Source organism: Belnapia sp., assembly GCF_059504005.1.
This window is the reverse complement of sequence record NZ_JCACHU010000010.1, coordinates 1-21,506: the sequence shown is the minus strand read 5'-3', so window position 1 is coordinate 21,506 and position 21,506 is coordinate 1. Positions and strand designations below refer to the sequence as shown.

Genomic DNA, 21,506 nt, shown 5'->3' with positions numbered 1-21,506 from the left:
CGCCGTCCTGCAGCCAGCGCTAGAGGCCGGCGGCCTCCTCGCGCATGCGGTCCTGAACGTAGACCTTCCGCACGCCGTGGCGGGACCAGGCCAGCGACAGGCTGGTCAGAAGGCCCTGCTCGCGCCAGGCCTCGATCCCGGGGCGGAAGAGGAAGTCGGTTGCGCTGCGCTGGTCGCCGAAGAAGAGCCAGTTGCGGCCGCGGGCGCCGGTCGCCGCGCGGTGCTGGAGGAAGGCGCGGAAGGGGGCGATGCCGGTGCCCGGGCCGATCATGACAATCGGCGTCTCCGGATTGCCGGGTAGGCGGAAGTGGCTGGGCTGGATGTGGGCGCGGAGCGGCGCGTCCGGGCCCGCGCGAAAGGCGAGGTGGTAGGAGGCGACGCCATCGCGCCGGCGCCCGCGGCGCTCGGCCTGCACCACGCCGATGCAGAGCTCGACCCGGCTGGGGGCGGCCAGCGGAGAGGAAGCGATGGAGTAGAGGCGGGGCTTTAGCGCGGGGAGGGAGGCGAGGAGGTCGGCAATAGGCGGGCGGGCGGAGGGGAAGGCCGTCAGCAGGTCGAGGAGGTCGGCCTCCTTCGGCTAGGCAGCGTCATCGCCGTCGGAGAGCTTGTGGAGCATCGCCGCCTGGCGCGGGTCGCGGGCGGCGCCGGCGAGGAGGGCGGCCGTCGCGGTGATGGCGTTGCGGCGCGTGAGGCTCATCTCAGGCGTGCTCCAGGCTGTCGCTCAGCGGCGAGGAAGGGGGTGGCGGGGGCGCGGGCGGCTCCGCCTCGTGCAGTCGGGCGGCGGCGGCGCGCCAGATGTCGGGGCGCCAGGGGGCGAGGGCGGCGCTGTCGCTGACCGCGGCGGGGATGTGGCCCCAGCGGCGCATCTGGCGGAGGAACCAGGTGGCCTGGTCGCGGCGCGGCAGCGTCGCGTTGTGGAAGCGGAGCGGGGCGGCCAGCGGCAGGCCCTCGGCCGTGCCCTCGAAGGCGGCCGCGATCTCGGGGCGGCCGAGCTTCGGGAAGGCGCGGCGGCGGAGGATGCTGACGGCCTCGGCCTGGTTCTCCGGCTCGTCCAGCCAGCGCGCGGCGGCGATGACGGCGGCGGTGCAGGCCGTGGCACTGTCCGGGTCGCGCGTCGCGTAGGCGGTGTCGAAGGCGAGGACCTTCTCCGGGTGGTTCGGCCAGATGTCGCCGGAGGAGAGGGCGATGCGTCCGGCGCCGAGCGCCGCGGCATGGCTGCCCCAGGGCTCGCCGGCGCAGAAGGCGTCGATCGCGCCCTCGGCCAGGTGCTGCGCGACCATGGGCAGCGGGACGACGGTGAGGCGGAGGTCGCGGTCGGGGTCCAGCCCGGCCTCGGCCAACCAGAAGCGCAGCAGGTAGTTGTGCGAGGAGAAGGGGAAGGCGACGGCGAGCGTCAGCGGCGGCCGGCCCTGCGCGGCCCGGCGGCGGACCAGGGCGGCGAAGCCCGCGGCGGGCAGCGGGCGGGGGAAGCGGCCGAGTTCCTGCGCCAGGGCGTTGGAGAGGGTGACGGTGTTGCCGTTGGCACCGAGCCCGGCACCGATCGTGACCTGGGCGCGGACGCCGGTGAGGCCGGCGGCCAGCGCAATCGGCATGGGGCCAAGCAGATGGGCGGCATCGAGGGCGCCGAAGGCCAGCTTGTCGCGCAGCGCCGCCCAGGAGGGCTCGGCCGAGAGGGCGACCCGGAGGCCGACGGCGTCGAACAGGCCGAGCTCCTGCGCGGCGAGCAGCGGCGCGGCGTCGGTGAGCGGGACGAAGCCGAGGCGCAGCGTGCGCAGGACCGGGCGGCGGAGCGTCGGGCGGGGGGCGTCGTCGGCATCGAGCAGCACGGGGGCGGTCCTCCGGCCCGGAAGGGCCAGGTGCGGACCGCCATTGGACCGCGGATGGATCACCCGAGCGGGCCCGCTCCGGGCCCGTGCGATGCACGCCGTTGCGCATCACCTCGCTGCTGCAATGCAACAGAAGCGGCGGAAGCGGGTCAAAGGGAAAATGCGCGCAGATTAAGCAGACACACTTAAATTACCGGTAATAGCACATTATTGAGGCTTGTTGTCTATTTTTCGTCCAGAAATCGGAGGGCGAGGTCGGGGATCTTCAGGCTCCGATCCATCGCCATGCGGCGGAGGCGCTTATAGGCCTCGGGCTCGGTGAGGCGGTGGCGCTTCATCAGCAGCGCCTTGGCGCGGTCGACCAGCTTGCGCTCCTCGAGGTCGCGGCGGGCGGTGGCGAGCTCCTCGCGCAGCGCCTGGTGGGCGCGGAAGCGGCGGATGGCGACCTCGATCACCGGGCGGACGCGGGCGGGGGCCATGCTCTCCACCACATAGGCCGAGACGCCGGCGGCCAGCGCCGCCTCGATCTGCTCGGGCTCGGCCCTCTCGGCGAAGAGGATGACGGGGCGGGGCTCGTCGCGGTGAAGGGCGCGCATGCCTTCCAGCTCGTCGCGCGAGGGGTCGTCGAGGCCGCAGACGATGACCTCGGCGCCGGTGTCGCGGACATGGCGGGTCAGATCCCGCGTGCCGGCGGCGATGGCGACGACGGTGCAGCCGGTGGCGCAGAGGCCGGCCTCGACGGCGGCGGCGCGCTCCGGGTCACTGTCCACAAGCAAGACGCGCAGCACGCAGGCTCCTGGGTCGGTCCGTCCGGCGGGAAGCACGGATCGTGCCGCGCGACGAAGCCGGGCGCTTGACCTCCCGGGAGCGGGGGCCAGTATCGAGCCGGCGGAGGGAGAGGCGCCATGGAGGACAGCATCCTGGTCATCGGCGGCGGCATCGGCGGGCTGACGCTCGCTCTCTGCCTGCACCGGAACGGCATCCCCTGCCGGGTGGTCGAGGCGGTGGCGGAGGTCAGGCCGCTCGGCGTCGGGGTCAACATCCTGCCGCATGCCGCCGCCGAGCTGGCGCAGCTCGGCCTGCAGAATGAGCTTCTGCGGCACTGCGTGCAGACGGATGAGGCGAATTTCTTCAACCGCTTCGGGCAGCTGATCCATCGCGAGCCGCTCGGGCGGGCGGCGGGCTATGCGCATCCGCAGATGTCGATCCACCGGGCGGACCTGCATGGGGTGCTGCTGGCCGCCGTCCGGGAGCGGTTGGGCGAGGGAGCGGTGCTGTTCGACCGGCGGGTGGCGCGGGTGGAACAGGACGAGGACGGCGTGACCATCAGCTTCACGCCCGGCCGCGACGGCGCGACGCCGGAGCCGCTGCGGGGAAGCGCGGCGATCGGGGCGGATGGCATCCATTCCGTGATGCGGCGGCAATTCTATCCCAGTGAGGGCGAGCCGAAATACACCGGCTACAACATGTGGCGCGGCGTCGCACGCTGGCCGCCGATCCTCACCGGGGCCAGTATGACGCGGGCGGGCTGGCTGAAGACGGGCAAGATGGTGATCTACCCGATTCACCATGACGTGGACGGCGAGGGGCGGCAGCTCATCAACTGGGTCTTCGAGGTGGAGACGGAGAAGCACCGCTCGCGCCGCGACTGGAACCGGCCGGGGGATGTGGAGGATGTCATCCCCTATGTGCGGGACTGGGTCTTCGAATGGCTCGACCTGCCGGCGATGCTGCGTGCCTCCGACGTCGTGCTGGAATTCCCGATGGTCGACCAGGACCCGCTGCCGCGCTGGACCTTCGGACGGCTGACCCTGCTCGGCGATGCGGCGCATCCGATGGTGCCACGCGGGTCGAACGGGGCGGGGCAGTCGATCCTCGATGCGCGGTGCCTCGCCGACCTGCTGGCGCGGCATGCGGACGACCCGGAGACGGCGCTGAAGGCCTATGAGGCGGAGCGGCTGCCGGCGACGACGCAGGTGGTGCTGACCAACCGCAAGACGCCGCCGGATGCGATTCTCGGCGAGGTCTATGCGCGGACGGGCGACCGGCCCTTCGCGCGGATCGAGGATGTGATGTCGCGCGAGGAGATGCTGGCCATCACGGGTGGCTACAAGCGCATCGCAGGCTATGATCTCGAGACACTCAAGGCACGGGCCTGACCATCATGGACAACAGCGAAGAGATCTGGCGGCTGGTGGATGCCAGGAGGGGCGGCTTCGAGGCGCTGTCCGACCGCGTCTGGGGCATGCCGGAGCTGGCCTATACCGAGACGCGCTCCTGCGCCGAGCATACGGCGATGCTGCGGGAGCAGGGCTTCCGCGTCACCGAGAAGGTGGCGGGCATCCCGACCGCGGTGATAGGCGAGGCGGGCGAGGGCGGGCCGGTCATCGCCATTCTCGGCGAGTATGACGCGCTGCCGGGGCTGAGCCAGGAGGCCGGCGTCGCCGAGCCACGGCCGCTGCCGGGGCCGGGCTTCGGCCATGGCTGCGGGCACAACCTTCTGGGCTCCGCCTCGCTGCTGGCGGCGACGGCGGTGAAGAACTGGCTGGCGGCGAAGGGGCTGCCGGGGCGGGTGCGGTACTATGGGTGTCCTGCCGAGGAGGGCGGTGCGGCGAAGGGCTTCATGGTCCGCGACGGCGCCTTCAAGGATGTGGACATCGCCATCTCCTGGCATCCGGCGGCCTTCGCCGCGGTGCAGGAGGCGGTGAGCCTCGCCAATACGCGGATCGACTTCTCCTTCGTCGGGCGGGCCTCGCATGCCGCCGCGGCGCCGCATCTCGGGAGGAGCGCGCTCGATGCGGTGGAGCTGATGAATGTCGGCGTCAACTACATGCGCGAGCACATGCCGAGCGATGCGCGCATCCACTATGCCTATCTCGATGCCGGCGGGGTCGCGCCCAATGTGGTGCAGCCGACGGCCAAGGTCCGCTACCTGATCCGGGCGCGGGACCTGGTCGAGCTGCGGCGGCTGATCGAGCGGGTGCGGAAGGTCGCGGATGGGGCGGCGCTGATGACGGAGACCAAAGTCTCCTCCAAGGTCGTGTCCGGCGTCTCCAACCTTCTCGGCAACGCGCCGCTGGAGCGGGCGATGCAGAACAACCTCGACCGGTTGGGGCCACCGCCCTTCGACGACCTCGACCGGGCGCGGGCCGCCGAGTTCCAGGCGACGCTGACCGAGGAGGACATCGCCGCCTCCTGGCGACGGATCGGGCTGCCGATGCGCAAGGGCGTCGCGCTCTGCGACGTCGTCGTGCCGCTCGAGGTGCGCGGCGCGCCGATGATGGGCTCGACGGATGTGGGCGACGTCTCCTGGGTTGTGCCGACGGTGCAGGCGCGGGGCTCGACCTATGCGATCGGCACGCCGGGGCATTCCTGGCAGCTGACGGCGCAGGGCAAGCTGCCGGCGGCGCATAAGGGCATGGTGCATGTGGCGAAGGTGATGGCGGGGACGGCCGTCGACTGCCTGCGCGACCCGGCGCTCATCGAGGCGGCGAAGGCGGACCTCGCGGCGCGGACGGCGGCCAACCCCTATGAGCCGGTGCTCTCGCCCGATGTGCAGCCGCCCTTCGACATGTCCGTGACGGCGGCCTGACGATGCGGCTCGGAGTGGGGGCGAAGGGCGTCTTCGTCATCGCGCCGACGCCGTTTTCGGCGGATGGCGCGCTCGATCTCGACAGCACGGACCGGATGGTGGAGGCCTATCTCGCCGCGGGGGCGAGCGGACTCACCATCCTCGGCATCATGGGGGAGGCGCCGAAGCTGGATGCGGTCGAGGCCATGGCCTTCACCGCGCGCGTGCTGCGGCGGGTGGACGGGCGGGTGCCGGTGGTCGTCGGCGTCTCCTCGCCCGGCTTCGCCAGCATGGGCGCGCTGGCGCGGAGCGCGATGGATGCGGGGGCGGCGGGGGTGATGATCGCGCCGACGCCGGGGCTCCGGGGCGACGAGGCGGTGGTGTCCTACATCGCCCAGGCCGCCGAGACGGTCGGGGACGTGCCCTTCGTGCTGCAGGACTATCCGCAGGCGAACGGCATCTTCATGTCGGCCGAGATGATCCGGCGGATGGCCGAGAATCCGCGCCTCGTCATGCTGAAGGCGGAGGACTGGCCGGGTCTCGACAAGATCACCACGCTCCGCCGCTTCATGGCCGAGGGGCGGATGCGGCCGATCAGCATCCTCGGCGGGCTGGGCGGGCAGTTCCTGCCGGAGGAGCTGGCGCGCGGGGCAGATGGCATTATGACGGGCTATGCGGTGCCGGAGATGCTGGTCCGGGTCTGCGGATTGATGGCGAAAGGCGAGCGCGATGCGGCGCAGGACCTCTTCGACCTGCACCTGCCGCTGATCCGGACGGAGCTGCAGCCGGGGCTTGGGCTCGCCGTCCGCAAATACGTGCTGATGCGGCGGGGGATCATCGGCAGCGACGCGCTGCGGGCGCCGGGGCCGAGGCTCTCGGCCGAGACGCGGGCGGAGGTCGACTACCTGCTCGGGCGGCTGCTGGCGCGGGATCCGGTGGTCACTCTTTGAACTCCGGCGGCGGGTCGTCGAGGCCAGGTGGGGGCATGGCCAGCGGGTCGCGGGCGAGGAGGCCGGGGTCGTTCTCGGCCACCTTGTTGACCCGGCTGGTGACGGGCCAGGCGAGGGTCAGCTCGGGCGGATAGGGCTTGAGGAGGGCCAGCAGCTCCTCCGGCTCGGCCGGCTCCTCGCCGAGCCAGGCGGGCCAAGCCTCGCGCGGCAGGATCATCGGCATGCGGTGGTGCATGGCGGCGAGCTTCTCGTTCGCGTCGCCGGTGATGACGGTACAGGTGCGGAGGATGCTGCCATCGGGGGCGCGCCAGCCTTCCCAGAGGCCGGCCAGCGCCATGGGCTCGCCGCCGGCGAGTGCGATGGCGAAGGCCTGCTTCGCCTTGCCCTCCGTGCGCCATTCGTAGAAGCCGTCGGCGGTGACGAGGCAGCGGCGCTTGCGGAAGGCCTCGCGGAAGGAGGGCTTCTCGGTGATGCCCTCGGAGCGGGCATTGATCATCTTGCTGCCGACCGAGGGGTCGCTGGCCCAGCGGGGGACGAGGCCCCAGCGCAGCGCGTCCAAGTGGCGAGCGCCGGTCTCGGGGTGGCGGCGGACGACCAGCGCATCCTGCGTGGGCGCACGGTTCCAGCTCGGCGGCGTGTTGGGGATGGCGTTCACCGCCTCGAAGTAGCGGGCGACATAGCCGGCGCCGCGCTGCTGGAAGTATCGTCCGCACATCGGCGCAGTCTACATCAGGGGCAGGGGAAGGCGATGGCGGAGCTCGAGATCATCGGCGTGGCGCGGAGCACCTATGTGTGGACCTGCCGGATGGTCTGTGCGGAGAAGGGCGTCGCCCACACCCATACCCGCGGCTGGCCGGGGACCCCGGAGATGCGGGCGCTGCATCCCTTCGGCAAGATCCCGGCGATGCGGCATGGCGACCTCGTGCTCTACGAGTCGAAGGCGATCTGCACCTATATCGACCGGATCTTTCCCGGGTCGAAGCTGATCCCGGAGGAGCCGGTGGCGGAGGCGCTGGTGGAGCAATGGGTCTCGGTGGTGAACACCGTCATCGATCCGCTCTGCATCCGGCGGTATCTCTATGCGCATGTCTTCCCCGGCACGGAGGATGGCGCCCCGGACCGGGCAGCGGTGGAGGCGGCGGTGCCTGCGCTGCGCGAGCAGCTCGGCTTCCTCGACCGGAGCGTGGCGCCGACCGGGCATCTGGTGGGTGAGGGGTTCACGCTGGCCGACGCGAACCTGCTGCCGATCCTCTACTACCTGGCGCGGCTGCCGGAGGCCGGGGCGATCATGGCGGGCCTGCCTGCGCTGACCGGCTACCTGACGCGGCACCTGGCGCGCCCGAGCGTGGCGGGGACGGAGCCCCCGCCGCCGAAGCGCAAGTGACGCCGGGATCCCAAGGACGCTGCGACCCTTGGGCGGCGGGCGCGAGGGGGCGGCGCCCCTCCCGATGCCTCAGACTTCCCACCAGAATTTCCGCGCCTCGTGGAAGGCATCATGGGGCCCGATGCCGATGTCGCGGAGCATGCGCAGATCCATCTCGGCCAGGGCTTGCCGCTCGCGGCGCCGGGCCAGGCCGAGCCGCAGCCAGGCCGTGACGCGGAGGCGCAGCGGGCGCCGGGTCAGGCAGGCGGGAAGGGCGAGGGCGGGCGTGCGAAGGGCGGACTGCATGGCTCCATTCTCCCGGTTGGGGTGATGGAGGATGCGGCGGACCGATCTTCCGGTCCCGGTACGGGTTGGCGGATGCGGGGGGAACTGTACCGGCCGGCGCGCGGTACAGTGCGACTGGCGTTCGGGATGGTGATGCTTGCGAAGCTGGGCCGAGGGGCGGCAGGCTGGGGCCATGCCGGACACGCTGCCGCTTCCTCCTTCGATGGCCCACTCCCTGGCAGCGCTGCGGCTCGAGCGCGATGGGCCGGTGGTGGAGCAGATCGTCGACAAGCTGGGCGGGATGATCCGCGGCGGTGCCCTGGCGGCCGGCCTGCGGCTGCCCTCGGTGCGGTCGATGGCGGGGCGGCTCGGCTGCAGCGTGCATTCGGTCGTCGAGGCCTATGACCGGCTGGGGGCGATGGGCCTGGTCGCGCCGCGGCCGGGGGCGGGGACCTTCGTCGCCGCGATCGGGCCGCAGCCGGCGGGCCGGGGCGCCGACCCGGATGTGGGCGACGAGGCGGTCAGCCTCCGCAGCTTCGGGCCGCCGGCGCTGTGGAAGCCGGGGAACGGCTACCTGCCGGAGGGGTGGCTGCGCGAGGCCTGGCCGGCCGCCGTGCTGCACCGGGTTCAGCGGCGGATGCCGGAGCTGCTGGCCTGCGACGGGACCGCGCGTGGCGATGTGGCGCTGCGCGAGCAGATCGCGGTGCGGCTGGCGGGGATGGCGATGCCGGTCTCGCCGGATTGCGTCCTGACGACGCTCGGGGGGACGCAGGCGCTCGACCTCATCATCCGCACGCGGCTGCAGCCGGGCGACACGGTGCTGGCGGAGGATCCGGGCTACTTCAAGTTCTACACCATGCTGGAGCGGGCCGGGGTGCGGCTGCATCCGGTGCCCTGGACGCCGGAGGGGCCGGACCTCGACGCGGTGGAACAGGCCTGCCGGACGGTCAGGCCGAAGCTGTTCCTCGTGCAGAGCGTGCTGCACAACCCGACGGGGTGGACGGCCTCCGCCGCGACGCTGCACCGGCTGCTGCTGATCGCCGAGCGGCACGGACTGCTGCTGGTGGAGGACGACACCTATGCCGACCTGCACCCGGGCCATCCGGTGCGGCTGCTGCAATTGGCGGGAGGGCGTGGGCTGATCTACCTCTCCTCCTTCACCAAGATGGTGGGGCCGGCGACGCGGCTCGGCTTCATCGCGGCCGAGCGGCCGATCATCGAGGCGCTGCTGCAGGCGAAGCTGCTCTCGGCGCCGGCGCTGCCGCCGCTGATGGAGGTGCTGCTGGCGGAGCTGCTGGCCTCCGGCCAGTACCGGCGCTGGCTCGACCGGCTGCGGCCGAAGCTGGCGGCGACGCGGGCGCAGGCGGTGGCGCGGCTGCAGGCGCTCGGCTTCGGGCTGCCGGCGGAAGGGGAGCCGGGGCTCTTCCTCTGGGCGGCGCTGCCGCCGGGCTGCGAGCCGGAAGCGGTCTACCAGGCGGCGCTCGACCGCGGCCTGTTGCTGGCGCGCGGGGCGCTGTTCCGGCCGGAGCGGGGGGAGTGCCGGCACCTGCGCTTCAACGCGGCGCGGTCCTCGGAGCCGCGGATGTTCGAGGCCCTCGGCGCGGCGCTGGCCGCGCGGTGACCTTCGGCGACGAGGATGCCGCCAGCATGCCAGGAGCCGCTATGGGGTGCTGGCCCCGCACGCCCGGCGCCTCGTCCTGTAGGAGGTCGAGCAGCATGGCCTCCTTCGAGGGGGAAATGCGTAGAAGGAGGTCTTGGCGATGCCAGCGGCCTGCGCAAGCTGGGCGAGCGACATGGCCTTGAGCTCGCCCTCCACGGACAGCCGGCGGCCTTCCGCGAGGAGCGCCCGCCGTACCCTGGCACGTTCCTCGGCTGAGAGCGCCCTCGCCAAATCCCGCCTCCGCTCTGAACGATCCCTGAAAACGGTCATGAAAGATGCGACGCAGTCCTTCAGCCGCCCGAGCCGGCAGCATGGCGTCGGCATCCCGCGTCTCACCCGGGACGGGTGCGTCTCCGGTGCCTTCGGCGATCACGCAGGTCGCGGTGTGATCGAGGAATGGCCGCAACCGTCTGCCGCAAGTTGCCCGGCACCGCCCGCTGCCCGTCCTTCGCATCGGGCCGCCCTCCCAAACGGCAGCCCGAGATCGGCGAGGCTCCAGGCGCCGCCTCGGCCCGGAGCGAACCCCGCTCTGGTGGAACCACCTGCCCGGAGGTATTTGCTCGACGAAACAACGAACCTGAGCGGCTTCGGTGAGCCGTTGCCAACGGACTCCGCGCTAGAAGGGCAGGATCGCATCTAGCAGCTGCTGGCCGTAGCGGGGCTGCTGCAGGTCGGAGAGGGTGCCGCGTCCGCCATAGGCGATGCGTGCCTCGGCCAGCCGGTCATGGCGGACGGTGTTGTCGCTGGCGATGTCCTCCGGTCGGATGACGCCCTGGACGGCGAGTTCGCGCAGCTCGGCGCTGACCCGCACCTCCTGCTTGCCGGTGACGACGAGATTGCCGTTGGGCAGCACCTGGGTGACGGTCGCGGCGAGGCGGAGGTTGATCGTCTCACCCCGCTTCACCGTGCCGTTGCCGTCGCTGGTCTGGCCGCCGCTCGAATCGAGCAGGCTGGCGGGGCTGTCGCCGCGCGGCAGCCAGCGCGTCTGCATGCCGAAGATCTGCGAGATGCCGAGGTTGTCGGTGCCGGCGCGGGCGCGCTGGGTGCGGTTCTGCAGCTGGGCGTCGTCGGCGATGCTGACGAGCACGGTGACGAGGTCGCCGACCTGCGAGGCGCGCTGGTCGCGGAGGAATGTGCGGCTGCCGGGGCGCCAAAGGCTGTTGGCGGCGAGCGGCGCCTCCTGCGCGCCCGGCATCGGCATCGAGACGGGGCGCCAGGCCGGGTCGGCGGTGGGGTTGCGGACCTCGGAAAGCTCCGGCGTGCGGCCGACCCGGGAGAGGCGCTCGAGCGAGCCGCAGCCGGCGAGCGCCAGCAGCAGGAGGAGTAGGGCGGCGCGCATGGTCACGGCCTCCGCAGCGGCGTGGCGCCTGGGGCGATGCGGACCCGGCCGGGGCCGATCACCTCGCCCTCGACGACGGCGCGGCTGGCGAGTTTCATCACCGGGACGAGGCCGCCGCGCGGGCCAGCCTCCAGCGCGCGGCCCTGGGCGCTGAGGGAGAGGCCCGGCGACTCGAGCAGCATCGTCACCAGGCCGTTTTTCTCGACCAGCGAGGGCGGGCCGAGATCGGCGAGCGGGATGGGCGCGTCGGCGGCGACGGGGCGGTGGAGCTGCTGGCCGATCACCTGCTCCGGCCGCTCGGCCAGGCCGGGCCGGGAGCGCTCGGCGCGGAGGCGCATAGCGCGGAGGTCGCCGGGCCCGGTATCTCGCCCGCGGCGAGGCGGCGGGTGGCGGCGACGGCCGGCACGGTCGGCGCGGCGCGGCCGGCGAGGCGCTGGCGCAGCACCGGCATCCCTTCCGCGGCGAGGCGGGGGGCGGCACCGGGCGGGATCATCGGCGGGAGGAGGGGGCCGAGGTCGAGCTCGGCCTCCGGGTCCATGCCGAGGCGGTGGAGCTCGGGGCGCAGGGTGGCGGCGATCTCCTCCGCGGTGACCGGGCGGCCGGGGGCGGGGCTGGCGCCGACCGGCTGCCCGGCGCGCGGCCCGGCGCCGTCGAAGATGTCGCCGAGGCGGAGCGTCGGCTCCTCGACCGTGGCGAGCGGGCGGATGCTGGCGAAGTCCTGCGCGGCGGCGGGCGCGGCGAGCAGCAGGAGGAGGGGGAGGGCCCACATGCTCAGTGCATCCGCGAGAGGGTGGAGAGCATCTCGTCGCCCGCGGTGATGACCTTGCTGTTCATCTCATAGGCGCGCTGGGCGGTGATGAGCTGGGTGATCTCCTGCACGACGTTCACGTTGCTGGTCTCGATGAAGCCCTGCAGCACCTGGCCATGCCCGGGCTGGCCGGCGGCGGCGAGCTGCGGCAGGCCGGAGGCGGGGGTCGCCAGCATCATGTTGTCGCCGGTCTGCTCGAGCCCGCCCTCATTGGCGAAGATCGCGGTCTGGATCTGGCCGACATTCTGCGGGTTGGTCTGGCCGTCGAGCTTCGCCAGCACCTCGCCCGTGGCGTTGATGGTGACGTCGACGGCGGCCGCCGGGATGGTGATGGGCGGCAGGACCGGAAAGCCCTCCGAGGTGACGAGCTGGCCGTCCGCCGAGAGGCCGAAGGTGCCGTCGCGGGTATAGGCGATCTCGCCCGAGGGCAGCTGCACCTGGAAGAAGCCGTTGCCGCGGATGGCGAGGTCGAAGCGGTTGTCGGTCTGCGACAGGCTGCCTGCTCGCCGATGCGGTAGATGGCCGCCGTCTTCACGCCGAGGCCGATCTGCGCGCCGGAGGGCAGGACCGAGCCGGTCTCCGAGCTCTGCGAGCCGACGCGGCGGAGGTTCTGGTAGATCAGGTCCTCGAACTCGGCGCGGCGGCGCTTGAAGCCGGTCGTGCTCATATTGGCGATGTTGTTCGAGATGACCTCGACATTGGTCTGCTGGGCCATCATGCCGGTGGCGGCGATCTGCAGGGCGCGCATGGGGCGTCTCCGTTAGCTGCGGCGGCGAAGGATGCGGTCGATGGCGCTCTGCTGCCGGTCGCCCTCGCGCTCCGCGAATTGGGTGGCGAATTCGAAGTCCCGCACGTCCTGGATGAGGCGGGTGATCTCGGTGATCGGGGAAACGTTGCTGCCCTCGACCGCGCCCTCGACCGCGCCCTGGACGAGCTGCGGACGGGGCACATCCTCCGGCTGGTCCTCGGCGGCGTAGAGCCGCTCGCCCTCGGCACGGAGGCGCTGCGGGTCGGCGAAGCGGACGATGCGGAGCCGGCCGATCGGGCCGTTCTCGCTGCGCACCGTGCCGTCCCCCGTGATCTCGATGCGGGTATCGCCCGGGCCGAAGGCGATCGGCGTGCCGCCGGTGCCGAGCACGGCGTTGCCGTCCGCATCGGTGAGGCGGCCCGTGGGGTCCAGGGTGAAGCGGCCGGCGCGGGTATAGCGTTCGCCGTCCGGCGTCTCGAGGACGAAGAACCCGTTGCCGCGCAGCGCGACGTCGAGCGGGTTGCCGGTGGTGCTGACCGGGCCGGGCCGCGTGTCGCGCCAGGTCGCGCGGTCGATGCTGTAGGCGATCCGCTCGCCGCCCGCGCGGGCGAGGTGGCTGGCGAAGACCGGCCTCTCGGCGCGATAGGCCGGCGTGTCGGCATTGGCGATGTTGTTCGCCAGCACCTGCGTCGCCCGCATCTGGGCGCTGAGGCGGGACAGAATGATGTAGCCGGGCTGGTCCATCGTGGTGTCCTGCTGGCACGCCCTGGGGCAAGGCGCGTGCCAGGGCCGCGGCCGGCGCAGGGCGGCGAGGACTGCCGCGGGCGGCAGGAAATGCCGGGCAGCGCGGCGCTTCCTGCCATCGCAAGGCTTCCTTAACGGCTGGGACGCCAGACTGCCCGGAGCGATGCGATGGGGCAGGGCATGTCGAACGAGGCGAGGCAGGGAGGCAAGGGCACGGGGAAGCTGCTGCTCCTGCTGCCGCTGCTGCTCGCCGCGGCGGGTGCGGGGCTCTGGTTCGGCGACATCCTACCGAAGCGCCTGCTCGGCCAGGAGGCGGCGCGAGCGGCGCACGTCCCGCCGCCGCCGGTCTTCTTCGACATGCCGGACATCATCGCCAATCTGAGCGTGACCGGCCGGCGGGCCAGCTACATCAAGCTGCGGAGCAAGCTCGAACTGGCGAAGGCCGAGGATGCCGCGCCGCTGCAGGCGGCGATGCCGCGCCTGCTCGACCTGTTCAACACCTATCTGCGGGAGCTCCGGCCGGAGGAGCTGCGCGGCAGCAGCGGCACGCAGCGGCTCCGGGAGGAGCTCATCGCACGTGCCAACCTGGTCGCGCCGCCGGCCCGCGTGACCGACATCCTCTTCACGGAGCTGCTGCTGCAATGAGCACCGAGGCAGACGACCTGGCCGCGGCCTGGGGCGAGGCGTTGGACGCCGAGGCCTCGCCCAGCAACCGGCCGCCCGCCGCCACGCCCGATGCGACGCGTGTGCTGAACCAGCAGGAGATCGACAGCCTGCTCGGCTTCGGCAGCGGGGCGCGCCAGGAGGAGGAGCGGTCCGGCATCCAGCGCATCGTCAGCGCCGGCCTCGTCTCCTACGAGCGGCTACCGATGCTGGAGATCATCTTCGACCGGCTGGTGCGCATCATGTCCACCTCGCTGCGCAATTTCACCAGCGACAACGTCGAGGTCTCGATCGACAGCATCGTCTTGCTGCGCTTCGGCGACTACCTGAACAGCGTGCCGCTCCCGGCGATGCTGGCCGTGTTCGAGGTGGAGGAGTGGGACAATTACGGGCTGATCGTGGTGGACAGCGCGCTGATCTACCCCGTCGTCGACGTGCTGCTCGGCGGCCGGCGCGGCACCGCGGCGATGCGGATCGAGGGGCGGCCCTACACGACGATCGAGCGGACGCTGGTGGAGCGGCTGATCACCGTGGTGCTGGACGACTTGTCGGATGCCTTCAGCCCGCTCTCCCCGGCGCGCTTCCGCTTCGAGCGGCTGGAGGTCAACCCACGCTTCGCGGCCGTGTCGCAGCTGTCCAACGCCTGCATCCTGTCGCGGCTCCGGGTCGACATGGAGGATCGCGGCGGCAAGATCGAACTGCTGCCCTACGCTACGCTCGAGCCGATCCGCGAGCCGCTGCTGCAGCAATTCATGGGCGAGATTCGGCCGGGACAGTATCTGGGAGACGCATCTCGCCGAGGAGCTGCGGCACACCGAGCTGTCGATGGACGTGGTGCTCGACGAGCAGACCATGCCGCTGGCCGCGGTGATGTCGCTGCAGCGGGGCGACCGCATCACGCTGAATGCCGCGCCCGGTGGGCCGGTGCAGCTGCGCTGCGGCGACGTGACGATGTTCGAGGCGGAGCTCGGCCGGCGGGAGAACCGCATGGCGGTCCGCATCCTGCGCAAGCTGCGGCAGAAGGCGGAGGCGTGATCATGGGCTGGTACGAATGGTCGGCGCAGCTGCTGCTGATCGGTCTGCTGGTGGCGGCCATTCCCTGCATCCTCAAGCTGGAGCGGACGCTGGCCGCGGTGCGGCGCGACCGCGAGGCGCTGGAAGCGGGCGCGGCCGGCCTCGGCGAGGCGACGCGCATGGCCGAGGCTGCCTCGCTGCGCCTGCGGGCCACGGCGGAGGGCGCCGGGCGGCAGGTGGCGGAGCGCCTCGCGGCGGCGGAGCCGATGCGGGATGACCTGCGCTATCTGGTGGAACGGGCCGAGGGGCTGGCGGACCGGCTGGAAGGCCTGGTCCGCGCCGCGCGGCCGATGGCATCGCCGGAGCCCGCCCTCGCCGTCCCGAGCCAGGCGGAGCGGGATCTGCTGCGGGCCCTGAGCCAGGGCCTGGGCGGGGCGAGGGGCGGGCCGTGATGCGTCTCCACCCTCGCCTGATGCCGGCGGCGCTCGGCGCGATCGGCCTGCTGCTGGCGGCGAAGCTGGCCGCGCTCCTGCCCGCCGGGATGGAGCGCCTGGCAGTGGCGCCCGCCCAGGCGAGCAGCCCGGCCCCGCCGGCCGCGGCACCGATGGCGGCGCCCCTGCCCGCCTCCGAGGAGCCGAGCGCGGAGCAGCGGGCGGAGCGGGCCCTGCTCGAGGCGTTGCGGGCCCGGCGGCTGGAGCTGGACCAGCGTGAGCAGGCGATGGCAACGCGTGAATTGGTGCTTGCCGCGGCCGAACGCCGGCTGAGCCAGCGCCTCGAGGAGATGACGGCGCTCCAGCAGCGGCTGCAGGCAGCCGACCAGGCGCTCGGCGCCCGCGAGGAGGCCGGCTGGCGGCAGATGGTGAAGCTCTACGAAGGCATGCGGCCGCGCGATGCGGCGGCGATCTTCGATGATCTGGAGATGCCCGTGCTGGTCCAGCTGCTGGACCGGATGCGGGAAGCGAAGGCAGCACCGGTGCTCGGCGCGATGAAGCCCGATCGTGCCCGGCTGCTGACGGCCGAGCTGGCCCGGCATCGTGCCCGGCCGGCCGATTAGCGACAGTCAATGAGCCTGCGATGGACAAGAACACCAATGTCCTGATCGTCGACGACTACAAGACGATGCTGCGGATGATCCGCAACCTGCTGAAGCAGCTGGAGTTCGACAATGTCGAAGAGGCATCTGACGGGCGGGAGGCACTGGCCAAGCTGCGCGCCGGGCAGTTCGGCCTGACCATCAGCGACTGGAACATGCAGCCGATGACCGGGCTCAACCTGCTGAAGGAGGTGCGGGCGGATGCGCAGCTGAAGGACACGCCCTTCATCATGATCACCGCCGAGAGCAAGACTGAGAACGTGGTGGCGGCGAAGGCGGCCGGCGTCTCCAACTACATCGTCAAGCCCTTCAATGCCGAGACGCTGCGCGGCAAGATCGAGAAGGTACTGACCCATGCCTGATGGCCAGGCCGGCGGCGACCGGATCGAGGCCGCGGTGCGGGCGGTGCTCGGCAGCCTCTCGGGCGACATGACGGCGACCGAGGCGGCGCTGCTGGGCGAGTTGGAGGCGCTCGGCCGCGAGGTGGCGCGGGCGAAGAGCGAGATCGCGGCGCTGCGCGTCGAGGACATCAATGCCAGCCACATCTCGACGGCGACGGACGAGCTGGATGCGGTCGTCAGCCACACCGCGACGGCCACCAACGAGATCCTCGATTGCTGCGAGGTGCTGGAGGGGCTGCAGGCGCGGCTCGCGGGCGAGGATGCGGAGGCGCTGGGGGGTGCCGTGACGCGCATCTACGAGGCCTGCAGCTTCCAGGACATCACCGGGCAGCGCATCGGCAAGGTGGTCTCGGCCCTGAAGTCCATCGAGAAGCGTGTCGCGGCGGTGACGCATAGCTTCGGCCGCAGCGAGGGGGAGGCATCGCCGGAGATCGAGGAGGTACCGATGGCGCGGACCGAGGGCGAGGCGCTTGCCAACGGGCCGCAGCTGCCGGGGTGGCTTCCTCCCAGGCCGAGATCGACCGGCTGCTGGCGAGTTTCGACTGATGCGTTGGGCACCGCTGCTTGCCCTGCTCCTGCTCGCGCCGGCGGCCTCGGCGCAGGAGGTGGTCGGGGTCCGGGTGGGCAACCATCCGGGCCACGGGCGGCTGGTCTTTGACTGGCCCGCACCGCCGCAATACCGCATGGAGCAAGCGGGTGCTTCGGTGCTGCTGTCCTTTCCGCAAGGGGCCGCGATCGACCTTTCCGGCGCGCGCCGGCCGCCGCGCAACATGGCGGCGGTGACGGCCGATGGCGAGAGCATTCGCATCACGCTGAAGCCGGGCGTTCGGCCGCGAGTGTTCCGGGTTGGGCCGAAGCTGGTCGTCGATGCGCTGAACCCTGGAGGCGAGGCCATTGCGGAGGCTGCCCCGCTGCCGGCTCGGGTGGTTCCCGTTCCGCAAGCCGCTGCCGAGGTTGCGCCGCAGCCTGTGCCATCGGTCCCGGTTCCTGCCGCGCCACCGGTCGCGCCTGCGTTTCCGGATGCGCTGGCGGTGCGGCCCTTGCCGCAGGCGGGCGGCATTCTGCTGCCCTATCCGGCGACCACCGGCCTGGCCGTGCTGCGCAGGGGCAGGGAGGTGCTGGCCCTGTTCGACAGCGGCGAGGCACTCGACCTCACGGCTGTGCGGGGAGACGTGGTTTTCGCCGCACTTCAGGTCGACAGGCTGGGCGACGCGACATTGCTGCGGCTGCCGCTGGCGGCGCCCGGCCGGATTCGGGCGCGGCGGGAGCCGGGCGGCTGGATGCTGGAAGCTCATCGTCCGGCCGGAGGCCGCGACCTGCCTGGGCGGGCGATGGCGGTGGAGGCGGAGGGCGGCGTCGCGTCCCGCCTCGTGGTACGGGCGGGCGAGCCGGGCCGCGTGGTGCCCGTAATCGACCCTGAGACGGGCTTGCCGCTCTTGGTCGGCACCGTCCGGGAGTCGGGGCAGATGATGCCGGTCGTCCGGCGCCTGCCGGAACTCGATCTGCCGCCAACTTTTCTGGGAGGGGCAGTGCTGGCGCGGGCGGATCAGGTGACGATGCGTGCGACGGCGGGCGGCTTCCTGATCGGGGCCGCGGCCGTGCCGCTCTCGCTGGATCCTGCGTTGGCGGAGCTGCCAGCGGGCTCTGCGGTGACTCGCAGCTTCGACCTGCCGCGTCTGCCGGCGGCACAGCTGCTGGACCGGACACGGATCCTCCAGGCGAGCATTGCAACGGCGGCGCCGTGCCAGTGGCTGTCCTTGCGTCGCGCCGCAGCGGAAACTTTGCTGGCACTCGGCCTGCCGCCTGAAGCGCAGGCGATGGTGGACGTCTCCCGTGGCGAAGACCCTGAGGCCGTAAGGGATGCTCATCTCACGGCCCTGGCTGGGGCTGCGGCCCCGCTTGGCGGGCGCTTGCCGCAGGCTGCCGCGCTGCGCCAGGCCGAGCTGACGGAGACGGATGAGCTGGGCTTGTGGCGCGCGCTGCTCCTGGCGGCCGAGGGCGACGCCGGTGGAGCAGCGCCTGCGATCGCGGCGGCCTTGCCATTGGTATTCGACTATGCGGAAACACTGCGCGCGGGTGCTCCCCTTGGCAGCCCAGGCGCTGGCGGAGGCCGGAGCGTCGCTGCCGTTGCAGCAGCTGCTGGCGCAGGCGGGAGCCTCGGCCGATCTGGGGCTGCCGCGCGCCATGCTGGCCGAAATCCGTGGGGACGTCGATGCGGCGCTCGCCGGATATGACGAGATCGCCCACGGCCGCGACCGGCTGGCGCGTGCGCGGGCGATGGGGCGAGCGGTCGAGCTGCGCCTGGCACATAAGCGAATCGATGCGGCCGCGGCGGCGCGGGCACTCGAGGGGACGCTCTTCGCCTGGCGATGGGATGCGGACGAGGCTGCGACCCGCATCCGCCCTGCAGCGCTCAGGCAGGAGGCCGGCGATGCGCGCGGTGCGCTCGCCCTGCTGCGGGAAACGGAGGCGCTTTTTCCGGAGCGGGCGCAAGCCGTGCGCCCAGCGCTCGGCACCGCCTTCCTGGCGGCTCTGACGCAGGCGCCGCCGCTCAACGCGATTGCGCTGTTCGACGCCTATCCGGAACTGCTGCCGCAGGGAGAGCAAGGGGAGGCCGCCATACTGGCGCTTGCGGACCGGCTGGTGGACCTCGATCTCGGTGACAGGGCTGCCGCCTTGCTCGGGCAGGCGGCAGCGCGCATCGCGGGCCCGGTGCGGGCGAGCTTCGGCCTGCGACAGGGGGTGCTGCGGATGTCGGAGGGTAATGGCGTGGCAGCGCTGAAAGCCTTGCAGGAGAGCGAAGCGGACGCGATGCCGGAGGCCCTGGCGCGAGACCGGGCCGTGCTCGCGGCGCGAGCGCGGGCGCGGCTGGGGCAGGTGGAAGACGCCTTGGCTGGCCTTGGCGCACTCGGACCCTTCGGGCTGGAGGAGATGTCGCAGCTGCTGGCGCAGCGGCAGGATTGGGCGGGTGCCGCGGCGGCGCTGGCGGCCTATCTCCGTGCAACCGTCGCGCCCGCGCCAGCCCCGCTTGACGGGGCGCAGCGTCGAATGCTGGTCCGGCAGGCCGCGATGCTGGCTCTTGCCGGTGACGAATCGGGGCTGGCATCTTTGCGGTTCGAATTCGCTCCTCGCCTGCCGGAGGGGCCCCTGGCGGCTGCCTTCACGCTCCTGACTGCGGACCATCTCAGCGGCCTGACGGACCTGCCGCGGTTGCAACGAGAGTTGTCGCTATTCCGTGCCATCTCGTCGCGGCTGGAGGCATTGCGGGCTGGCGGCCCGATGACGCGGTAAGTCCCGCGTCGGGCGAGGGGGAGGGCGGCAAAATTTTCGGCCGTTCCGGACGATTTTCGCTTGCGTCCCCGTTCCCAGTGCCCCATATGCGCGCCCCGTTGACCTGATCAATCCCGATCACCCTGGTCATCTGCTGGTGGGAACAGGAGCCCGCGATGGACGCTCTTCTCCAACTGGGGATGGTCTCGGAGTTGCTCCCGAGCGAAGCCCAGAATACCGATACCTCGGCGAGCGAGGCTAAGGACTATTTCGTCTCCCGCGACGGCGTGAAATTCGCTGGCACGCACCTGATCATCGATCTTTGGGATGCCACCAACCTGGCCGACCCGGAGCATATCGACGCAGTGCTGCGTGAGGCGGCGGTCGCCACTGGTGCGACGATCCTGCACGGCCATTTCCATCATTTCGGCCCGAACAGCGGAGTGTCCGGCGTGCTGGTGCTGGCGGAAAGCCATGTCTCCATTCACACCTGGCCGGAACGGGATTATGCGGCGCTCGACATCTTCGTCTGCGGCGATTGCAACCCGTACAAGGCGATTCCGGTACTGAAGCGGGGCTTCATGCCGGCCCTGGTTCAACTCGCCGAGCACAAGCGCGGCCTGACCGGCTGACATCGAAGCGAGCGCGCAAGGAGTGGGGCGGGGCCTTGAGGTCCCGCCCTCGTTGTTTCAGGGACACTCGCCATGGCGACCGACTCTTGGGTGAACGAGACGCTCTACAGCGCCTGGGGCCAGCGCTTCCGCGTCCTGCGTGAGCTGGCGCGGGTGCAGAGCGGATTCCAGGACATCATGGTGTTCGAGAGCGAGACCCATGGCCGGGTCATGCTGCTCGACGGCGTGGTGCAGATCACCGAGGCGGACGAGTTCGTCTATCAGGAGATGCTGACCCATGTGCCGCTGCTGGCGCATGGCGCGGCCAAGCGAGTGTTGATCATCGGTGCCGGCGACGGCGGCGTGCTCCGGCGGGTGCTGCAGCATCGGACGGTCGAGCAGGCGGTGATGGTCGAGATCGACGGCGAGGTGATCCGGCTGGCGAAGCAGTACATGCCTGGCATTGCCGGGGAGGCTTGGAGCGATGCGCGCGCCGAGGTCATCGTCGGCGACGGCATCGACTATGTCCGTCAGGCGTCGGCCGGGAGCTTCGACGTGGTGATCGTCGACAGCACGGACCCGATTGGTATCGGCGAGGTGCTGTTCACGGAGGAATTCTACGCCAACTGCGCCCGGCTGCTGACCGAGCACGGCCTGGTCGTGAACCAGTCCGGGGTGCCCTTCATGCAGGCGGACGAGCTGCGGGATACCAGCTTGCGGCGGGGAAAGGTCTTTGCCGATGTTTTCGCCTATGTCGCCGCGGTGCCGACCTATGTCGGCGGCTTCATGGCGCTGGGCTGGGCGGCGAAGGACGCGCGGCTGCGGACGGCCACTGTTGGCGAGATCCGTGAGCGAGCCCGCATGGCCGGCATTCTTGGCCAGACCCGGTACTGGACGCCGGAAATCCATTGCGGAGCCTTCAACCTCCCGCCGTATATCGCCGAGCAGCTTCCGGGCGCTGCTGGTTGAGGAGAGGCGTCTGCCGGATGGGGCATGGATGGAGTCGGGCTGAGCCTCGGCCGACGCCGCTGCCGGGGGTAGGCCGAGATCATCCGCTGGCGAAGCCCTGCACAAGACTGCCTGCGACGAGCCGCCAGCCATCGATTATTGACCTTCACGGAAGTTGGGTAAGGCTCAGGCCGACGTGCCGGAAACAGCCG

24 protein-coding genes and 2 pseudogenes are annotated in these 21,506 nt (G+C 71.6%); 16 read left to right on the top strand and 10 right to left on the bottom strand.

What is annotated here, in order from left to right:
* Window positions 1–19: 19 nt before the first annotated feature.
* The 3 genes from AC5JJ1_RS00995 to AC5JJ1_RS00985 all read right to left on the bottom strand — a co-directional run bounded on the left by AC5JJ1_RS00995 (window position 20) and on the right by AC5JJ1_RS00985 (window position 2,614).
* On the bottom strand, window positions 20–553 hold the full coding sequence (locus tag AC5JJ1_RS00995) for a hypothetical protein (RefSeq protein ID WP_495783415.1): 534 nt from the start codon (window positions 551–553) through the stop codon (window positions 20–22).
* A 145-nt stretch (window positions 554–698) separates the two neighbouring features.
* Entirely contained in the window at window positions 699–1,826 is a 1,128-nt protein-coding gene (locus tag AC5JJ1_RS00990) for a CmpA/NrtA family ABC transporter substrate-binding protein (RefSeq protein ID WP_495783242.1), read from the bottom strand.
* Between the two features lie 224 nt (window positions 1,827–2,050).
* On the bottom strand, window positions 2,051–2,614 hold the full coding sequence (locus AC5JJ1_RS00985) for an ANTAR domain-containing response regulator (RefSeq protein ID WP_495783241.1): 564 nt from the start codon (window positions 2,612–2,614) through the stop codon (window positions 2,051–2,053).
* 117 nt (window positions 2,615–2,731) lie between these two features.
* Between AC5JJ1_RS00985 and AC5JJ1_RS00980 the strand changes: the two genes are divergently transcribed.
* The 3 genes from AC5JJ1_RS00980 to AC5JJ1_RS00970 are packed head-to-tail and all read left to right on the top strand — an operon-like array spanning window position 2,732 to window position 6,347.
* The gene (locus AC5JJ1_RS00980; RefSeq protein ID WP_495783240.1) at window positions 2,732–3,985 is read left to right on the top strand and encodes a flavin-dependent oxidoreductase; all 1,254 of its coding nucleotides are present in this window, start codon (window positions 2,732–2,734) and stop codon (window positions 3,983–3,985) included.
* Window positions 3,986–3,990: 5 nt separating this feature from the next.
* A complete protein-coding gene (locus tag AC5JJ1_RS00975; RefSeq protein ID WP_495783239.1) occupies window positions 3,991–5,418 on the top strand; it encodes a M20 family metallopeptidase in 1,428 nt (475 codons plus the stop codon).
* Between the two features lie 2 nt (window positions 5,419–5,420).
* A complete protein-coding gene (locus AC5JJ1_RS00970) occupies window positions 5,421–6,347 on the top strand; it encodes a dihydrodipicolinate synthase family protein (RefSeq protein ID WP_495783238.1) in 927 nt (308 codons plus the stop codon).
* On the opposite strand, the gene AC5JJ1_RS00965 is transcribed toward AC5JJ1_RS00970, so the two are convergent.
* The gene (locus AC5JJ1_RS00965; RefSeq protein WP_495783237.1) at window positions 6,337–7,062 is read right to left on the bottom strand and encodes an SOS response-associated peptidase; all 726 of its coding nucleotides are present in this window, start codon (window positions 7,060–7,062) and stop codon (window positions 6,337–6,339) included. The two genes, AC5JJ1_RS00970 and AC5JJ1_RS00965, sit on opposite strands and share 11 nt — an antisense overlap.
* Window positions 7,063–7,095: 33 nt before the next feature.
* Between AC5JJ1_RS00965 and AC5JJ1_RS00960 the strand changes: the two genes are divergently transcribed.
* Window positions 7,096–7,731 (top strand): glutathione S-transferase family protein, encoded by a 636-nt coding sequence (locus AC5JJ1_RS00960; protein ID WP_495783236.1) that lies wholly within the window; start codon window positions 7,096–7,098, stop codon window positions 7,729–7,731.
* 69 nt (window positions 7,732–7,800) lie between these two features.
* Here AC5JJ1_RS00960 and AC5JJ1_RS00955 read toward each other — a convergent pair whose 3' ends face one another.
* The gene (locus AC5JJ1_RS00955) at window positions 7,801–8,016 is read right to left on the bottom strand and encodes a DUF1127 domain-containing protein (protein ID WP_495783235.1); all 216 of its coding nucleotides are present in this window, start codon (window positions 8,014–8,016) and stop codon (window positions 7,801–7,803) included.
* A gap of 202 nt (window positions 8,017–8,218) precedes the next feature.
* Between AC5JJ1_RS00955 and AC5JJ1_RS00950 the strand changes: the two genes are divergently transcribed.
* The gene (locus tag AC5JJ1_RS00950) at window positions 8,219–9,616 is read left to right on the top strand and encodes an aminotransferase-like domain-containing protein (protein ID WP_495783234.1); all 1,398 of its coding nucleotides are present in this window, start codon (window positions 8,219–8,221) and stop codon (window positions 9,614–9,616) included.
* 655 nt (window positions 9,617–10,271) lie between these two features.
* Here AC5JJ1_RS00950 and flgH read toward each other — a convergent pair.
* The 5 genes and pseudogenes from flgH to flgF form a co-directional block, all read right to left on the bottom strand.
* Window positions 10,272–10,994, bottom strand: a complete 723-nt coding sequence (gene flgH, locus AC5JJ1_RS00945; protein ID WP_495783233.1) for a flagellar basal body L-ring protein FlgH — start codon at window positions 10,992–10,994, stop codon at window positions 10,272–10,274.
* A gap of 2 nt (window positions 10,995–10,996) precedes the next feature.
* Entirely contained in the window at window positions 10,997–11,332 is a 336-nt protein-coding gene (gene flgA / locus AC5JJ1_RS00940) for a flagellar basal body P-ring formation chaperone FlgA (RefSeq protein ID WP_495783232.1), read from the bottom strand.
* Window positions 11,275–11,763, bottom strand: a complete 489-nt coding sequence (locus AC5JJ1_RS00935) for a hypothetical protein (protein ID WP_495783231.1) — start codon at window positions 11,761–11,763, stop codon at window positions 11,275–11,277. Before AC5JJ1_RS00935 ends, flgA begins: the two co-directional genes overlap by 58 nt.
* Window positions 11,764–11,765: 2 nt before the next feature.
* Window positions 11,766–12,550 (bottom strand): annotated as a pseudogene (flgG, locus tag AC5JJ1_RS00930) (flagellar basal-body rod protein FlgG).
* Between the two features lie 12 nt (window positions 12,551–12,562).
* Complete coding sequence (gene flgF / locus AC5JJ1_RS00925; RefSeq protein ID WP_495783230.1) at window positions 12,563–13,294, bottom strand: flagellar basal-body rod protein FlgF; 732 nt, start codon at window positions 13,292–13,294, stop codon at window positions 12,563–12,565.
* Between the two features lie 168 nt (window positions 13,295–13,462).
* Between flgF and AC5JJ1_RS00920 the strand changes: the two genes are divergently transcribed.
* From AC5JJ1_RS00920 to speE, 11 genes and pseudogenes are all read left to right on the top strand, one after another.
* The gene (locus tag AC5JJ1_RS00920; protein ID WP_495783229.1) at window positions 13,463–13,939 is read left to right on the top strand and encodes a flagellar basal body-associated FliL family protein; all 477 of its coding nucleotides are present in this window, start codon (window positions 13,463–13,465) and stop codon (window positions 13,937–13,939) included.
* Window positions 13,936–14,652: pseudogene (locus AC5JJ1_RS00915) on the top strand (flagellar motor switch protein FliM); the annotation flags it as partial. The gene AC5JJ1_RS00920 and the pseudogene AC5JJ1_RS00915, both read left to right, overlap by 4 nt.
* 130 nt (window positions 14,653–14,782) lie before the next feature.
* Window positions 14,783–14,992: a FliM/FliN family flagellar motor switch protein gene (locus AC5JJ1_RS00910; protein WP_495783414.1), complete on the top strand. Its 210-nt coding sequence runs from the start codon at window positions 14,783–14,785 to the stop codon at window positions 14,990–14,992.
* Between the two features lie 2 nt (window positions 14,993–14,994).
* On the top strand, window positions 14,995–15,423 hold the full coding sequence (locus AC5JJ1_RS00905) for a DUF6468 domain-containing protein (protein WP_495783413.1): 429 nt from the start codon (window positions 14,995–14,997) through the stop codon (window positions 15,421–15,423).
* On the top strand, window positions 15,423–16,025 hold the full coding sequence (locus AC5JJ1_RS00900) for a MotE family protein (RefSeq protein WP_495783228.1): 603 nt from the start codon (window positions 15,423–15,425) through the stop codon (window positions 16,023–16,025). Before AC5JJ1_RS00905 ends, AC5JJ1_RS00900 begins: the two co-directional genes overlap by 1 nt.
* A 20-nt stretch (window positions 16,026–16,045) precedes the next feature.
* On the top strand, window positions 16,046–16,426 hold the full coding sequence (locus tag AC5JJ1_RS00895; RefSeq protein ID WP_495783227.1) for a response regulator: 381 nt from the start codon (window positions 16,046–16,048) through the stop codon (window positions 16,424–16,426).
* On the top strand, window positions 16,419–17,123 hold the full coding sequence (locus AC5JJ1_RS00890; RefSeq protein WP_495783226.1) for a protein phosphatase CheZ: 705 nt from the start codon (window positions 16,419–16,421) through the stop codon (window positions 17,121–17,123). The genes AC5JJ1_RS00895 and AC5JJ1_RS00890 overlap by 8 nt, the downstream gene beginning before the upstream one ends.
* Window positions 17,011–18,699: a hypothetical protein gene (locus tag AC5JJ1_RS00885; RefSeq protein WP_495783225.1), complete on the top strand. Its 1,689-nt coding sequence runs from the start codon at window positions 17,011–17,013 to the stop codon at window positions 18,697–18,699. Before AC5JJ1_RS00890 ends, AC5JJ1_RS00885 begins: the two co-directional genes overlap by 113 nt.
* Complete coding sequence (locus AC5JJ1_RS00880) at window positions 18,650–19,756, top strand: hypothetical protein (protein ID WP_495783224.1); 1,107 nt, start codon at window positions 18,650–18,652, stop codon at window positions 19,754–19,756. Before AC5JJ1_RS00885 ends, AC5JJ1_RS00880 begins: the two co-directional genes overlap by 50 nt.
* A gap of 155 nt (window positions 19,757–19,911) precedes the next feature.
* Window positions 19,912–20,367: an adenosylmethionine decarboxylase gene (gene speD / locus AC5JJ1_RS00875; RefSeq protein ID WP_495783223.1), complete on the top strand. Its 456-nt coding sequence runs from the start codon at window positions 19,912–19,914 to the stop codon at window positions 20,365–20,367.
* A gap of 72 nt (window positions 20,368–20,439) precedes the next feature.
* Entirely contained in the window at window positions 20,440–21,315 is an 876-nt protein-coding gene (speE, locus tag AC5JJ1_RS00870; RefSeq protein WP_495783222.1) for a polyamine aminopropyltransferase, read from the top strand.
* The last annotated feature ends 191 nt before the right edge of the window (window positions 21,316–21,506 follow it).

Coding starts and splice junctions, on each gene's coding strand:
- AC5JJ1_RS00980 (WP_495783240.1), top strand. CDS start 2,732: ATGGAGGACAGCATCCTGGTCATCGGCGGCGGCATCGGCGGGCTGACG.
- AC5JJ1_RS00975 (WP_495783239.1), top strand. CDS start 3,991: ATGGACAACAGCGAAGAGATCTGGCGGCTGGTGGATGCCAGGAGGGGC.
- AC5JJ1_RS00970 (WP_495783238.1), top strand. CDS start 5,421: ATGCGGCTCGGAGTGGGGGCGAAGGGCGTCTTCGTCATCGCGCCGACG.
- AC5JJ1_RS00965 (WP_495783237.1), bottom strand. CDS start 7,062: ATGTGCGGACGATACTTCCAGCAGCGCGGCGCCGGCTATGTCGCCCGC.
- AC5JJ1_RS00960 (WP_495783236.1), top strand. CDS start 7,096: ATGGCGGAGCTCGAGATCATCGGCGTGGCGCGGAGCACCTATGTGTGG.
- AC5JJ1_RS00955 (WP_495783235.1), bottom strand. CDS start 8,016: ATGCAGTCCGCCCTTCGCACGCCCGCCCTCGCCCTTCCCGCCTGCCTG.
- AC5JJ1_RS00950 (WP_495783234.1), top strand. CDS start 8,219: ATGGCCCACTCCCTGGCAGCGCTGCGGCTCGAGCGCGATGGGCCGGTG.
- flgH (WP_495783233.1), bottom strand. CDS start 10,994: ATGCGCGCCGCCCTACTCCTCCTGCTGCTGGCGCTCGCCGGCTGCGGC.
- flgA (WP_495783232.1), bottom strand. CDS start 11,332: ATGCGCCTCCGCGCCGAGCGCTCCCGGCCCGGCCTGGCCGAGCGGCCG.
- AC5JJ1_RS00935 (WP_495783231.1), bottom strand. CDS start 11,763: ATGTGGGCCCTCCCCCTCCTCCTGCTGCTCGCCGCGCCCGCCGCCGCG.
- flgF (WP_495783230.1), bottom strand. CDS start 13,294: ATGGACCAGCCCGGCTACATCATTCTGTCCCGCCTCAGCGCCCAGATG.
- AC5JJ1_RS00920 (WP_495783229.1), top strand. CDS start 13,463: ATGGGGCAGGGCATGTCGAACGAGGCGAGGCAGGGAGGCAAGGGCACG.
- AC5JJ1_RS00910 (WP_495783414.1), top strand. CDS start 14,783: ATGGACGTGGTGCTCGACGAGCAGACCATGCCGCTGGCCGCGGTGATG.
- AC5JJ1_RS00905 (WP_495783413.1), top strand. CDS start 14,995: ATGGGCTGGTACGAATGGTCGGCGCAGCTGCTGCTGATCGGTCTGCTG.
- AC5JJ1_RS00900 (WP_495783228.1), top strand. CDS start 15,423: ATGCGTCTCCACCCTCGCCTGATGCCGGCGGCGCTCGGCGCGATCGGC.
- AC5JJ1_RS00895 (WP_495783227.1), top strand. CDS start 16,046: ATGGACAAGAACACCAATGTCCTGATCGTCGACGACTACAAGACGATG.
- AC5JJ1_RS00890 (WP_495783226.1), top strand. CDS start 16,419: ATGCCTGATGGCCAGGCCGGCGGCGACCGGATCGAGGCCGCGGTGCGG.
- AC5JJ1_RS00885 (WP_495783225.1), top strand. CDS start 17,011: ATGCGTTGGGCACCGCTGCTTGCCCTGCTCCTGCTCGCGCCGGCGGCC.
- AC5JJ1_RS00880 (WP_495783224.1), top strand. CDS start 18,650: ATGCTGGCCGAAATCCGTGGGGACGTCGATGCGGCGCTCGCCGGATAT.
- speD (WP_495783223.1), top strand. CDS start 19,912: ATGGACGCTCTTCTCCAACTGGGGATGGTCTCGGAGTTGCTCCCGAGC.
- speE (WP_495783222.1), top strand. CDS start 20,440: ATGGCGACCGACTCTTGGGTGAACGAGACGCTCTACAGCGCCTGGGGC.